Origin of the sequence: Caloramator sp. (genome assembly GCF_020054765.1) — a bacterium.
Classification (GTDB): Bacteria; Bacillota; Clostridia; order Clostridiales; family Caloramatoraceae; genus Thermobrachium; species Thermobrachium proteoclasticum.
In genome coordinates, this window is record NZ_JAIHAO010000002.1 from 46,209 (window position 1) to 58,162 (window position 11,954).

The 11,954-nt window shown below is 31.8% G+C and carries 12 protein-coding genes; 7 read left to right on the forward strand and 5 right to left on the reverse strand.

Translation table 11 applies throughout. From position 1 onward, the window contains the following. Nucleotides 1-74 precede the first annotated feature (74 nt). On the forward strand, nucleotides 75-1,421 hold the full coding sequence (locus JG776_RS01220) for a peptidoglycan DD-metalloendopeptidase family protein (protein ID WP_291964020.1): 1,347 nt from the start codon (nucleotides 75-77) through the stop codon (nucleotides 1,419-1,421). Nucleotides 1,422-1,432: 11 nt separating this feature from the next. Here JG776_RS01220 and JG776_RS01225 read toward each other — a convergent pair whose 3' ends face one another. Further along, nucleotides 1,433-2,626, reverse strand: coding sequence for a S8 family serine peptidase (locus JG776_RS01225; protein ID WP_291964021.1), 1,194 nt, complete (start codon nucleotides 2,624-2,626; stop codon nucleotides 1,433-1,435). Between the two features lie 111 nt (nucleotides 2,627-2,737). Between JG776_RS01225 and JG776_RS01230 the strand changes: the two genes are divergently transcribed. Further along, nucleotides 2,738-2,920: an FmdB family zinc ribbon protein gene (locus JG776_RS01230; RefSeq protein ID WP_291964022.1), complete on the forward strand. Its 183-nt coding sequence runs from the start codon at nucleotides 2,738-2,740 to the stop codon at nucleotides 2,918-2,920. Nucleotides 2,921-2,989: 69 nt separating this feature from the next. On the opposite strand, the gene JG776_RS01235 is transcribed toward JG776_RS01230, so the two are convergent. Continuing rightward, nucleotides 2,990-3,154, reverse strand: a complete 165-nt coding sequence (locus JG776_RS01235) for a Spo0E family sporulation regulatory protein-aspartic acid phosphatase (RefSeq protein WP_291964023.1) — start codon at nucleotides 3,152-3,154, stop codon at nucleotides 2,990-2,992. A 99-nt stretch (nucleotides 3,155-3,253) separates the two neighbouring features. Next, a complete protein-coding gene (locus JG776_RS01240; RefSeq protein ID WP_291964024.1) occupies nucleotides 3,254-4,144 on the reverse strand; it encodes a selenium metabolism-associated LysR family transcriptional regulator in 891 nt (296 codons plus the stop codon). A gap of 204 nt (nucleotides 4,145-4,348) precedes the next feature. Between JG776_RS01240 and JG776_RS01245 the strand changes: the two genes are divergently transcribed. Next, nucleotides 4,349-5,623 carry a UDP-N-acetylglucosamine 1-carboxyvinyltransferase gene (locus tag JG776_RS01245; protein WP_291964025.1) on the forward strand — a complete coding sequence of 425 codons (1,275 nt, stop codon included), beginning with the start codon at nucleotides 4,349-4,351 and terminating at the stop codon, nucleotides 5,621-5,623. A 4-nt stretch (nucleotides 5,624-5,627) separates the two neighbouring features. On the opposite strand, the gene JG776_RS01250 is transcribed toward JG776_RS01245, so the two are convergent. Beyond that, nucleotides 5,628-6,803, reverse strand: coding sequence for a malic enzyme-like NAD(P)-binding protein (locus tag JG776_RS01250; RefSeq protein ID WP_291964026.1), 1,176 nt, complete (start codon nucleotides 6,801-6,803; stop codon nucleotides 5,628-5,630). Between the two features lie 105 nt (nucleotides 6,804-6,908). On the opposite strand from JG776_RS01250, the gene JG776_RS01255 reads away from it, so the two are divergent. The 3 genes from JG776_RS01255 to rlmH all read left to right on the forward strand — a co-directional run bounded on the left by JG776_RS01255 (nucleotide 6,909) and on the right by rlmH (nucleotide 9,363). Next, the gene (locus tag JG776_RS01255; protein ID WP_291964027.1) at nucleotides 6,909-7,697 is read left to right on the forward strand and encodes an MBL fold metallo-hydrolase; all 789 of its coding nucleotides are present in this window, start codon (nucleotides 6,909-6,911) and stop codon (nucleotides 7,695-7,697) included. A gap of 11 nt (nucleotides 7,698-7,708) precedes the next feature. Then, nucleotides 7,709-8,797 carry a trypsin-like peptidase domain-containing protein gene (locus JG776_RS01260; protein WP_291964028.1) on the forward strand — a complete coding sequence of 363 codons (1,089 nt, stop codon included), beginning with the start codon at nucleotides 7,709-7,711 and terminating at the stop codon, nucleotides 8,795-8,797. 86 nt (nucleotides 8,798-8,883) lie between these two features. Next, the gene (rlmH, locus tag JG776_RS01265) at nucleotides 8,884-9,363 is read left to right on the forward strand and encodes a 23S rRNA (pseudouridine(1915)-N(3))-methyltransferase RlmH (protein ID WP_291964029.1); all 480 of its coding nucleotides are present in this window, start codon (nucleotides 8,884-8,886) and stop codon (nucleotides 9,361-9,363) included. Nucleotides 9,364-9,591: 228 nt separating this feature from the next. Here the strand turns inward: rlmH and JG776_RS01270 are convergent, their stop codons facing one another. Continuing rightward, on the reverse strand, nucleotides 9,592-10,947 hold the full coding sequence (locus JG776_RS01270) for a Na+/H+ antiporter NhaC family protein (RefSeq protein ID WP_291964030.1): 1,356 nt from the start codon (nucleotides 10,945-10,947) through the stop codon (nucleotides 9,592-9,594). Between the two features lie 245 nt (nucleotides 10,948-11,192). Between JG776_RS01270 and JG776_RS01275 the strand changes: the two genes are divergently transcribed. Beyond that, nucleotides 11,193-11,936, forward strand: coding sequence for a L,D-transpeptidase (locus tag JG776_RS01275; RefSeq protein WP_291964031.1), 744 nt, complete (start codon nucleotides 11,193-11,195; stop codon nucleotides 11,934-11,936). Nucleotides 11,937-11,954 lie beyond the last annotated feature (18 nt).

The following is an 11,954-nucleotide window of genomic DNA, read 5'->3' on the forward strand; positions in this document are numbered from 1 at the left end:
ATATGTTAGAAACTGTTACTTGCCCAAAATAGAAACTTATAGTATTATAAAAATGTATGAAAGGAGGGGAAGTGGTGTATTCATTGAGGAAAATACAAAAGAAAGTTAATATTAAATCTTTATTGGGAGTGTTATTCGGATTAGTTTTATCATTGTTTGCATTAAATCTTCAAATTAAATCTAATTCAATTTATATGGTAAAGGTATCAGGTAAAGAAATAGGCTATGTAAAAGGCGTTGAAGTAGTAAAAAATGTTAAAGACAAGATAAAAATGACTGATGGAATAGATTTGTCAAGGGATGTTAAAGTAATTGCTGAAAAAGAATCAAATAAACATCTAATAGATGAACAAGAACTTGAGGTTAGGTTTAGAAAAGAATTAAAACTTAAAATACCTGCCTATGTTGTAAATGTAGGAAACAATCAAATAGCTGTACTTGCAAGTAAGAGGGATTATGAGGTTTTAATTGAAACTATAAAGAACAGATATATTCCAAAATATGATAAAACAAAGAATGTAGAAATAAAATCATTTAAGATAGATGAAAATATTTTAACAACAGTTCAGTATGTAGATGCAGCATTAGTTGAAGATGTTGATGATGTTGCAGAAAAAATAATTAAAGGAAAGCTAATTGAAGAAAAGTATGTAGTTAAGCAGGGAGATACTATCTGGAATATTTCCTTAGATAAGGGGATAAGTATTGACGAAATAGCCACATACAATCCTAATATAAACTTAGATAAAATAAAAATAGGACAAGAAATTTTGATAGTAAGAAATGAACCGTATTTTAATGTTGAAATTGATGTTAATATAGTGGCAGATGAAGAAGTTCCTTATGAGGAAAAACGAATTTATGATAAGACAATGAACAAAGGCAAGAAGGTAGTAAAGGAACAAGGAAAAAATGGTCTTGCTGAAGTTACAAAGAGCATAAAGATAGTTAATGGCAATGTAGTAGAGGAAGATATAGTTTCTTCAAAGTTAATAGAGGCACCTAAGAATAGTGTTGTAGTAATTGGAACTAAGCAATCCAATTTAATTGCAACAGGAATGTTTATAAGACCATCAAGAGGTTATATATCCTCTTATTTTGGTATGAGATGGGGTAGAATGCATCAAGGAATAGATTTAGCAGGGCCAACTGGAACACCAATCTATGCAGCAGATACAGGAAAAGTGGTATTCGCTGGTTGGATGGGAAGCTATGGCAAGTGCATTATGATAGACCACGGAAATGGTTATAGAACTGTATATGCCCACGCAAGTAAGTTATATGTTTCTCAAGGAACAAGGGTAACAAAGGGACAATTGATTGCAGCAGTTGGTTCAACTGGTAGGTCAACAGGGCCACACCTTCATTTTGAAATAAGGAAAAATGGAGTACCACAAAATCCACTTAAATACATAAAGTAAGCCATTTAGGCTTACTTTATTATTTTATCAAAAACAACCATACCGCATCCTTGGGCATTTTTATTTTCACCTATAGATTTAGAGGATAGTATAAGAATGCTTCTAATATCCTTAATTGAAATATTATTATATTTTTCTAAAATAAGTGCAATGGAACCACAAATTATTGCACAGGATATAGAGGTTCCAGAAGCAGATTTATATGGTGTTTGAATTGAATATTTATGTTTTGAAGTTGGTACATATTTTGTATCGCAGTTTAGAGAAAGTATATCAATACAGGGAGCGACAATATCAGGCTTATTTATTCCATCAAATGTAGGGCCTCTTCCTGAAAAATCAGCAATAGATATGTGCTTTTTTGATAAATCGACATGAATACCTCCTACTGTTATGACATTTTTCATATTACCCGGGAAATAAATGCTCATATTTTGCGGCCCTAAATTTCCTGATGGTGCGACAGGAACTATATTATTTTCTATTAGTTTATTTATTGCCATTTCTAAAGGGTTTATATATAGTTTATTTAAATAGGGGAACTCAAAGGGTAAACACGCTATTTTAATGTTATATTCATCTTTCACTATAACTGCATCTTGAATAGCAAAAATTATATCTGACATATATCCAAATCCAAGCGAATTAAAACATTTAAATATACAGAGTTTTGAATCAGGTGCAATTCCTCTATATGATTTATTAGTATGTCCATTAGATGCAATTATTCCAGACAAAAATGTTCCGTGCCCGTTGTCATCATAGGGTTTATCAATTTTGTTGATATAGTCCTTAAAGTATACAATAGTATTTTTGTTAGTTATAAGGTCTGGATGAGGAAAACAACCAGTATCAAATAGTGCAATTCCAATGTCCTTTCCTGTTAAATTAAGATTGTGGGCAAACTTTACACCTATGCTTTCAGAAACATTATTCAAACATAATGATGCCTTATAATCAAAGCATATAAAAGAGATGTCGGGGTTTTCAGATAGTCTGTCTATGGATATAGGTGAAACCTCGCAGGATATGGCATTTATAATTTTGTATTCATACTTTATCTTTCCTCCATTACTTATTATGGAGCTTCTTGTAGTTTTAACATTATTTTTATAGCATATTATTACAGGAATTCTGCGTTTTAAATTTACTGCCATATATTCTTTTAATTTCTTATCTATTTTCCTATTAAAAAACAAGAACATATAATCACCTAATAAATTTATGCAATACATTATATGCATTTATTCTTAAAACTGATACAAGTTGATTGTGTAAACCATCAATGTTAAAATTAAGATAAGGGAGGGATTATTATGGCGTTGATAGATTTCAAATGTAAAGAATGTGGATATGAATTTTTTGAAATTGTAAACTCGGATGAAAAGGTTGTATGTCCTAAATGTAAAAGTGATGATGTTGAAAGATTATATAAGGGTAAATTTTATGGCAAGGGAAACTGTAGTGGAGGATGCTCAACCTGTTCAGGATGTCATTAAAAGGTTACTACATAAGAAATTCAATGGAACGTAATAAAAATTGCCTCAATTTATATTGAGGCAATTGTATTATAAAGATAATGATTTCTTAGTATAAATAACGATTAGTTTATCAAGTTCTTGACTTAGTTTTAAAATTTTACTATATTCTTCCTTGTTTATTCCATTCTTTAATTTTAAATTTAGTTCATTGGAAAGTACTTCAATCTTATTTCTAATTTCATCCTGTATCATTTTTACCCCCACCACTTACTCGTTTTAAGACAGCGACAAGGGATATTTTAGCATTTTTGCAGGTTTAAATCAATAATTGTTAAAAAATTAATATTAAGCTTATGTAATAAACTCAAGGTTTTTTATATGTTCAATAAATGCTCTTGAAGCAGGGGATAGAGTTTTCTTGTTGTGATAAACAAGATATATAGGTCTTACTATGTCTAAATCATTTATAGTATGGAACTTTAAAAGCTTAGACTCAATTAAATCTTTGCAGGCGTAATAGGAAACGATAGATACACCAATTTTGTTTTTTACTAATTGTATTACCGTCTCTAAGGAATTAGCATTTATTATGGTATTTAAATCCTCAACGTTGAACCCTATCTCATAAAGCTTCTTTTCAAAAATACGTCTTGTAGCAGAGCCATCTTCCCTTTGTATAAAAGGCAATTCAATAATATCTTTAAAATCTACCTTTTCATCTAAATTATCAAAATTGCTTATTAAAACAAGTTTATCTTGAAATATATTTGTATATGTAAGTTTACAGTCGTCTATCATATCTCCAACAATACCTAAATCAATATTAAAGGAAATAAGTTGATCAACCACATATTGTGTACTTCCTTCCTTTATATCATAACTAACTTCATTATATAATTTACTAAAGGACTTTATAGCTTCAGGTAGCAAAAATCTACAAGGTGTTGTACTTGCGGCAATAGTTATTTTACCGCATATTTTATTATCATACAGTAATAGACTTGAAATAGCATTGTCTCTTATATTAACTAAATTTATAGCATACTCATAAAAAAGTTTTCCAGCTTCAGTTAAACGTATGTCTTTTCCATTTCTATCAAACAGCATAACCTTAAGTTCCTTCTCTAAAGAGGATATATGCGAACTTATTGTAGGTTGTGATAAAAAAGTAGCTTCTGCTGCCTTAGAGAAACTCTTGTATTTTGCAACATTAATAAATGCCTCGATTTGTTTAAAATCCATACCATCACCCCAATTATATAGTAAATGAATATTAACAATTTTTCAACAAATATTATAGATTAACAATGTAGTTATAATTTGTTATTAAAAAATATAAAAAATATATATTAAAAAATTTAATATAAAATGCTATAATGTTAGTTATGGGTATAAAATAGGATAATTATCTTTAAATATAGATTACAAGAAGGATGGGTGCTGTTTATGGAAAAACTAATTATTGAAGGTGGCATTCCTTTAAAGGGAGAAGTAGTTATAGGCGGAGCCAAAAATGCAGCTGTTGCAATACTACCTGCAGTTATACTTGCAGATAAGGGAGAATTTATAATTGATAATCTTCCAGAAATTGAAGATATAAAATGTCTTGAAGAAATATTAAGGAGCCTTGGGGCAAAGGTTGAAGAAATAAGTGATACAGCAGTAAAAATAGACATAAATGGAGTTAAGGACTATAGAGCCTTAGGTGAAGAAGTTAAGAAGATGAGGGCATCATATTACCTATTAGGTTCATTACTTTCAAAGTTTGGACGTGCAGAGGTTGCCTTCCCAGGAGGCTGTCCAATTGGGGTAAGGCCAATAGATCAGCACATAAAAGGATTTGAAGCAATGGGGGCAAAGGTAACTGTTGAACACGGTGTTATTAAGGCCTATACAGAAGATGGTCTAAAGGGTGCCCACATATATCTTGATGTTGTAAGCGTAGGTGCGACAATAAACATAATGCTTGCGGCAACAAAGGCAAAGGGAGTTACAATTATTGAAAACGCAGCAAAGGAACCCCACGTTGTTGATGTTGCAAACTTTTTAAATAGTATGGGAGCAAAAATCAAGGGAGCAGGAACAGATGTAATAAAGATATATGGTGTTGAAGAAATGGTTGCTTGCAATTATAGTGTTATACCAGACCAGATAGAAGCAGGAACGTATATGGTTGCAGCAGCAGCAACCCTTGGAGATGTTGTATTAAAGAATGTAATACCAAAGCATCTTGAATCAATTACTGCAAAGCTTTTAGAGATGGGAATAACAGTTGAAGAGGGAGAAGAGGCAGTAAGAGTTTGTGCAAGTAAAAGACCAAAGGGAATAAATATAAAGACGCTTCCATACCCAGGTTTTCCAACAGACCTTCAACAGCCTATGTCAACTCTTTGCACAATAGCAGAAGGTGTTAGCATAATAAATGAAAGTATTTGGGAAGGTCGTTTCAAGCATTGTGATGAATTAAAGAGAATGGGAGCAAAAATTAAAGTAGAAGGAAGAGTAGCTATAATTGAAGGGATTGAAAAACTATCTGGTGCAGAGGTCGCAGCGACAGACCTAAGAGGGGGAGCCGCTTTAGTTGTTGCTGGACTTGTTGCAGATGGAATAACAGAAGTTACCAACATTCGCCACATAGATAGAGGATATGAAAAGATAGAATATAAACTTCAGGCTTTAGGAGCAAAAATAAAAAGAGTAAAAGAAGAAGGGGCTAACTAATAGGTTAGCTCCTTTTTGCTACTCCACTTTTTATTGCGGCTTCATAGACGGATTTTGCAACCTTCTTTTGTACTTCTAAGTTAAATGGCTTTGGAATAATGTATTCTTCATTTAATTCATCTTCTTTAACTGATTCTGCTATTGCAAGGGCTGCCGCTATTTTCATCTCTTCATTTATCACTTTTGCTCTTGCATCAAGTGCACCTCTAAATATTCCTGGAAAGGCAAGAACATTATTTATTTGGTTTGCAAAGTCTGAACGGCCTGTACCAACAATTTTTGCACCAGCTTCCTTTGCATCCTGTGGGAATATTTCAGGCGTTGGATTTGCCATTGCAAACACAATAGCATCCTTATTCATTGTATTAACCATATTTTTAGTTAATACGTTTGGAGCTGATACACCTATAAAAACATCTGCACCTACTATAACGTCCTTTAGTTGTCCCTTTTCGTTATGTGGATTTGTAATTTCCGCAAGTTTCTTCTTTGCCTCATCAACATTTTCTATTCCTCTATAAAGTGCACCTATTTTATCGCATACAACTATATTTTTTGCACCGTAGGATAAAAGAAGTTTACATATTGAGGTTCCAGCTGCACCAGCACCGTTTATAACTATTTTTAAGTCCTCAAGCTTTTTATTTACTATTTTTAAAGAATTTATAAGTGCCGCCAAGCACACAATGGCAGTACCGTGTTGGTCATCGTGAAAAACTGGAATATCGAGTTTTTCCTTTAACTTTTCTTCAATTTCAAAGCACCTTGGAGCAGATATATCCTCAAGATTTATTCCACCAAAGGATGGAGATATTTTAACAATTGTATCTACTATTTCATCAACTTCCTTTGTATTTAGTACTATTGGGAAAGCATCAACATCTGCAAATTTTTTAAAAAGAACAGCTTTGCCCTCCATAACAGGAAGTGAGGCAAGAGGACCTATATCACCAAGCCCTAAAACTGCAGTTCCATCAGAAACTACAGCAATTGTGTTCCATTTTCTTGTATATGTATATACAAGATCAGGGTTTTTATGTATTCCTATACAAGGTTGTGCAACACCTGGTGTATATGCAAGGGATAAATCACTTGAATTATTTACTTCAACCCTGGATAAAACTTCTATTTTACCTCTCTTTTCTTCGTGAAATTTTAGTGCTTCATCATAAATACTCATTTTATCACCCCGTTTTTTTAATATCAAGAATATTATAACATAAATAATTTCCATTGTAGTTATAAATGAAAAAAAGTAAAATATACATATGAAAGGAGAGAGAATATGGATTTTTGTAGTTTATACAGTGGAAGTAGTGGAAACTCAATATATGTAGGGAATGAGAGAACAAAAATATTAGTTGATGCTGGTTTAAGTGGTAAAAAAATTCAAGAGGGACTTTTAGATATAGGTGTTAATCCAAATGAAATAAATGCAATATTAATAACCCACGAGCACGATGACCATATTAAAGCGGCAGGAATATTATCAAGAAGGTTTAATATACCTATTTATGCAAATGCTGATACTTGGAGTGTAATGGAGTCACAAATAGGGGATGTTAAAGAGGAAAATATAAAGGTTTTTAGTACTTATAAGCCCTTTGAGATAGGAGATATAACAGTTATACCATTTAAAATACCTCACGATGCCTCAAACCCCTGTGGTTATAGTTTTATTGAGAAGAATAAAAAAATTTCAATTGCAACAGATATTGGGCACGCAAGCAGGGAAGTTAAGGATAATATAAAGGATTCTGATTTAATACTTCTTGAGTCAAACCACGATGTTGAAATGCTAAAGGTAGGACCATATCCATACTATTTAAAAAGAAGAGTTTTAAGTGATGTAGGACATTTATCAAATGAGGATTGCGGAAGAACAATTGTGGATATACTAAATAGTAGGATAAAAAGGATAATATTAGGTCACTTAAGTAAAACAAATAACTATCCAGAACTTGCATATAGAACAGTTTTATCCATTTTAGAATCAAATGGAATTAGGGACGGGGTAGACATTGATTTAGATATAGCTCATAGGGATAGAGTAGGTAAATATTATTCTGTATAAGAGGTGAGGTTATGGAGTATTATGGCAGAAGAAGGCCTTCTGCATTTGGCTATTTCTTGTCAGCATTATTTGGGGCAGTAATAGGAGGATTTTTGCTTTTAACTTTTGCACCAGAGGCACTTTTTCAAAGGTTTCAGGTTAAAGAACCAGAAAAGGTTGAGGTTAAGAAGGAAGTTGTGTATGAAACTGTAAGCACTGATGTAACAAAGGCAGCAGAGGAGGTTATTCCATCAGTTGTTGGGATAAAGACAACAAAGATACAGAGAACCTTTTTTCAAAACAAAAGGGTACAGGGAATAGGAAGTGGAATCATCATAGATAGTGAAGGGTATATTTTGACAAACAATCACGTTGCAGGGTATTCATCATCTAATATTGTGGTTTCCCTTTATGATGGTAGGGAGGTAAATGGGAAAGTTGTGTGGGCAGATGAGATTTTAGACCTTGCTATAGTAAAAATAGATGAAGGGAATCTTAAGATTGCAAGACTTGGAGATTCAAAAAATGTAAAAATAGGTGAACCAGTTATTGCAATAGGAAATCCTCTTGGTCTTACATTTCAAAGGACTGTTACAGCGGGAATAATAAGTGCATTAAATAGAACCATTGAGGTTTCTGAAGGAGTTTTTATGGAGGATTTAATACAGACAGATGCATCAATTAACCCCGGAAACAGTGGAGGACCTTTGGTTAGTACAAAAGGAGAAGTTATAGGTATAAATACTGTAAAGGTTACAACTGCAGAGGGAATAGGTTTTGCAGTTCCAATAAATATAATAAAGCCAATAATAAATTCAATAAAGACCACAGGAAAATTTGAAACACCTTCCCTTGGAATAAAGGGCTTTGATAAGAACCTTGCGGGATATTTTGATTTTAAGATAGAAAAGGGCATATATGTCTATGATGTGTTAAGGGCAAGTCCTGCATCAAGAGCAGGAATTAAAGAGGGCGATGTTATATTATCAATAAACGGTAAGGAAGTAAATACAATGATGGAGCTTAAGGAAGAGATGTTTAAAGTAGGTGTTGGTGGTACCATAACTATTACAATTAAAACACCTGTTGGAACAACAAAAAATGTTGAAGTTAAGTTATAGGCCTTAAAAGGCCTATTTTTATCATAATAACAAACAAGCCCCTTACCCTTATAGTTGAGAGCTTTCAAACAGAAAGGAGAGTACTAATGAATATTACTATAGTATCAGTTGGAAAACTAAAGGAGAAGTATTTAAAGGAAGGAATAAATGAGTATTTAAAGAGGCTATCAAAGTATGCAAAGGTTGATATAATCGAAGTTCCAGATGAGAAGGCACCAGAGAATCTCTCTAAGAAGGAAGAGGAGATGATTAAGGAAAAGGAAGGACAAGGTATATTAAAGTATATAAAGGAAAATATGTATGTAGTAGTGCTTGACATAAAGGGTAAACAGCTTTCTTCAGAGGAGCTTGCTGATTTTTTAAGCCAAAGGGCTCTTTTAGGTGAAAGCAACATTGCCTTTGTAATAGGTGGTTCCCTTGGTCTTTCACAAACAGTTTTAAACAGGGCAAATTATAAATTATCATTTTCAAAGATGACCTTCCCACACCAACTTATGAGGCTTATACTCCTTGAGCAGATTTACAGGGGATTTAGGATAATAAACGGTGAACCGTACCATAAGTAGTGTCAATATGGACATACATAGCATTTATTCTTATTAATAAAAATAGAGGAGAGAATATAATCGCTCCTTTATTTTTATATATTTGTTAAAACGATGCCTTTTGGACTTTGAATTTAAAAGGACTAAGATAAAGATAAAATAAAAACATTTTTTTCTTTTTATCTGTTGTTTAGTATTTAATAGAACTATATTACATAAAAGTCTATTACAAATAAAACATAACACGTATTAATTTCTAAGTTCATATCCATCTTGTAAAAATCTATTGCATTTTATATCATTTATAAATATCTTGATTAGGTTAAAAAGTGGAAGTAGATACAGATATACTGCATATGGTATAAAGCCTGTAGAGCTAACCTTCATAGCAGTTGTTGGTACAAAGGCAGCAATATTCCATGGAATTAGAGCAGCTAATACAACAGCAGTGTTTTCTAAATCTAATGCAAGTTGGTAGTTATCAACTTCGTTGTTTTCATAGCTTTTATTCATAAGATGCTGTGTTAGTATAATTGCAATAGATTGATTACATCCAAAGGCTGCTGTTATTATGCTTGTTATACCTGTGTATAAAAACAAAGTATATCTGCTTTTGGCTTTTAGCAATATATCCTCTATTGATTTAAACATATTTGTTCCACTAAATATTCCAGATAGAGCACAGGATATAAATACAACTAAGGCGGCCTTCCACATTGATATTATTCCTCCACCCTTTAATATAATGTTTAGAGGATTAGAAGGGTTAAGTTTAAATCCCAGTACTAAAAATGTTAGTACTTCTTTTATGCTATATTGTTGAAAAATTATAGCAATGGAGGAGGCTGTTAGTATGCTTATAAACATTGATAGCTTTACATCTACTTTAAATAAGGAAAAAATTAGTATTATTATTGCTGGCATTAAAACTATTATGTTTATTTTATAAGTTTCAGCTATTTGTTGGCTTAAATTATTTTGTATAAAATTTATAGGTTTTTGAAGCGAAAAAATAAAGTATACAGCAATACTTAGTATAAGTGGTAGAATAGATGTTTTAATCATATTCTGTATGTTTGTATATAGATTTGTCTTTGTCAGATTGGCAACAAGGTTTGCACTTGATGCCATTGGAGAACACCTATCTCCAAAATATGCACCAGCTATAATAGCACCTGCTACGATGTTTATATTTATATTGGTGCTTTTAGCCATTAAAATAAGTGCAACTCCAACTGTACTTACTGTTGCAAGGGCAGAACCTAAGAGAAGGGAAATAATGCAGCTAATTATAAAGCTATAGAGTATAAAAAACTTAGGATTCATATATTTTATGCCATAGTATATGATTGCAGGAACTGTGCCTGAAGCCATCCATATACCAGTTATAGCACCAATTAATACAAATATCTTAAGAACAACAAGGGACTTTTTACCACCATCAAAGGACATATTAATAATGTCTTTTAAGCTAAAACCTCTTTTAATTGAAATAAAGCAGAAAATTAAAAATCCAAAGATTAGAGGATAACCTACAAATATTCCCTTATAAATAGAAAAGACTATTACAAAAAAAGTAACTGCCATACCTAAAATAATATCCATATTAACCCCTCTTTCGTATTTTATTCCCCTTTTAAAAGTTACAAAAATATAATAAATATTCACAATTGTATAATAACACAAATGATTTGCTTTTACAAAGTGTTTTCAATAAAAAGATGGGAGAGTATATAAAAATCATAATGTGTCGAATAAAATAGATTGTTTGCAACTTTTGTATATGATACAATGATATTTGTTTTAAAAGATTAAATAACTTTATTTTGTTTAAAATTTGGAGGATGGGTATGCAAAGGAAAAAAACATTAAAAAATATGATGGTTTTATTTTTATTTTTTGTTTCTTTAGTATCTTTTAGCGGTTGCAGTAAGGAAACTTCAAACGAAAGTAATCAAAATGAACAGCATTTAGTGGTTGCAAAGGCTGAAAATAAAAAAGAGGAAATAAAAGTAGATGCAGTAAGTAACCAACAACCTTCAGACAATAATAAGGAAGAAAATAAAGAGCGGGATAAAAACAAGCCAAATACTACAGCAACAAAAGAAAGTGTAAAAACAAGTGAAGTTAAAAATAGTACGCAAAAGCAAACAGTAGCGTTAACTCCATTAGAAGAAGAACTATTAAAGGATATTAAAGAAAAGAATCTTACAAGTAAAACAGCATATATGGTAATTGTTGATACTCAAAAACAATATACGTATATTATGAAAAAATCAAATGGTTCTTGGGGATTATATAAATCACTTATTTGTTCAACAGGTGCACCAGAAACGCCAACCCCAAAAGGAATATATACAATTCAAGATAGAGCACCGTGGTTTTTTTCAAAAAGATATCAACAGGGTGGAATGTATTGGGTAAGATTTAAAGGTGATTATTTATTCCATAGCTTACCTATGGATGAAAATAAAAATATAGTGGATTATACTTTAGGAAAACCGGCATCCCACGGATGTGTAAGATTAAAGGTTGAAGATGCAAAATGGTTCTATAATAGTATACCATTTGGAACAAGATTGTATATAAAATAACCCTGCAAAGCTCTGCTT

Excerpts from the sequence above, each read along its gene's own strand:
- JG776_RS01225 (WP_291964021.1), bottom strand. The coding sequence starts at position 2,626 with ATGTTCTTGTTTTTTAATAGGAAAATAGATAAGAAATTAAAAGAATAT.
- JG776_RS01230 (WP_291964022.1), top strand. The coding sequence starts at position 2,738 with ATGGCGTTGATAGATTTCAAATGTAAAGAATGTGGATATGAATTTTTT.
- JG776_RS01235 (WP_291964023.1), bottom strand. The coding sequence starts at position 3,154 with ATGATACAGGATGAAATTAGAAATAAGATTGAAGTACTTTCCAATGAA.
- JG776_RS01240 (WP_291964024.1), bottom strand. The coding sequence starts at position 4,144 with ATGGATTTTAAACAAATCGAGGCATTTATTAATGTTGCAAAATACAAG.
- JG776_RS01245 (WP_291964025.1), top strand. The coding sequence starts at position 4,349 with ATGGAAAAACTAATTATTGAAGGTGGCATTCCTTTAAAGGGAGAAGTA.
- JG776_RS01250 (WP_291964026.1), bottom strand. The coding sequence starts at position 6,803 with ATGAGTATTTATGATGAAGCACTAAAATTTCACGAAGAAAAGAGAGGT.
- JG776_RS01255 (WP_291964027.1), top strand. The coding sequence starts at position 6,909 with ATGGATTTTTGTAGTTTATACAGTGGAAGTAGTGGAAACTCAATATAT.
- JG776_RS01260 (WP_291964028.1), top strand. The coding sequence starts at position 7,709 with ATGGAGTATTATGGCAGAAGAAGGCCTTCTGCATTTGGCTATTTCTTG.
- rlmH (WP_291964029.1), top strand. The coding sequence starts at position 8,884 with ATGAATATTACTATAGTATCAGTTGGAAAACTAAAGGAGAAGTATTTA.
- JG776_RS01270 (WP_291964030.1), bottom strand. The coding sequence starts at position 10,947 with ATGGATATTATTTTAGGTATGGCAGTTACTTTTTTTGTAATAGTCTTT.
- JG776_RS01275 (WP_291964031.1), top strand. The coding sequence starts at position 11,193 with ATGCAAAGGAAAAAAACATTAAAAAATATGATGGTTTTATTTTTATTT.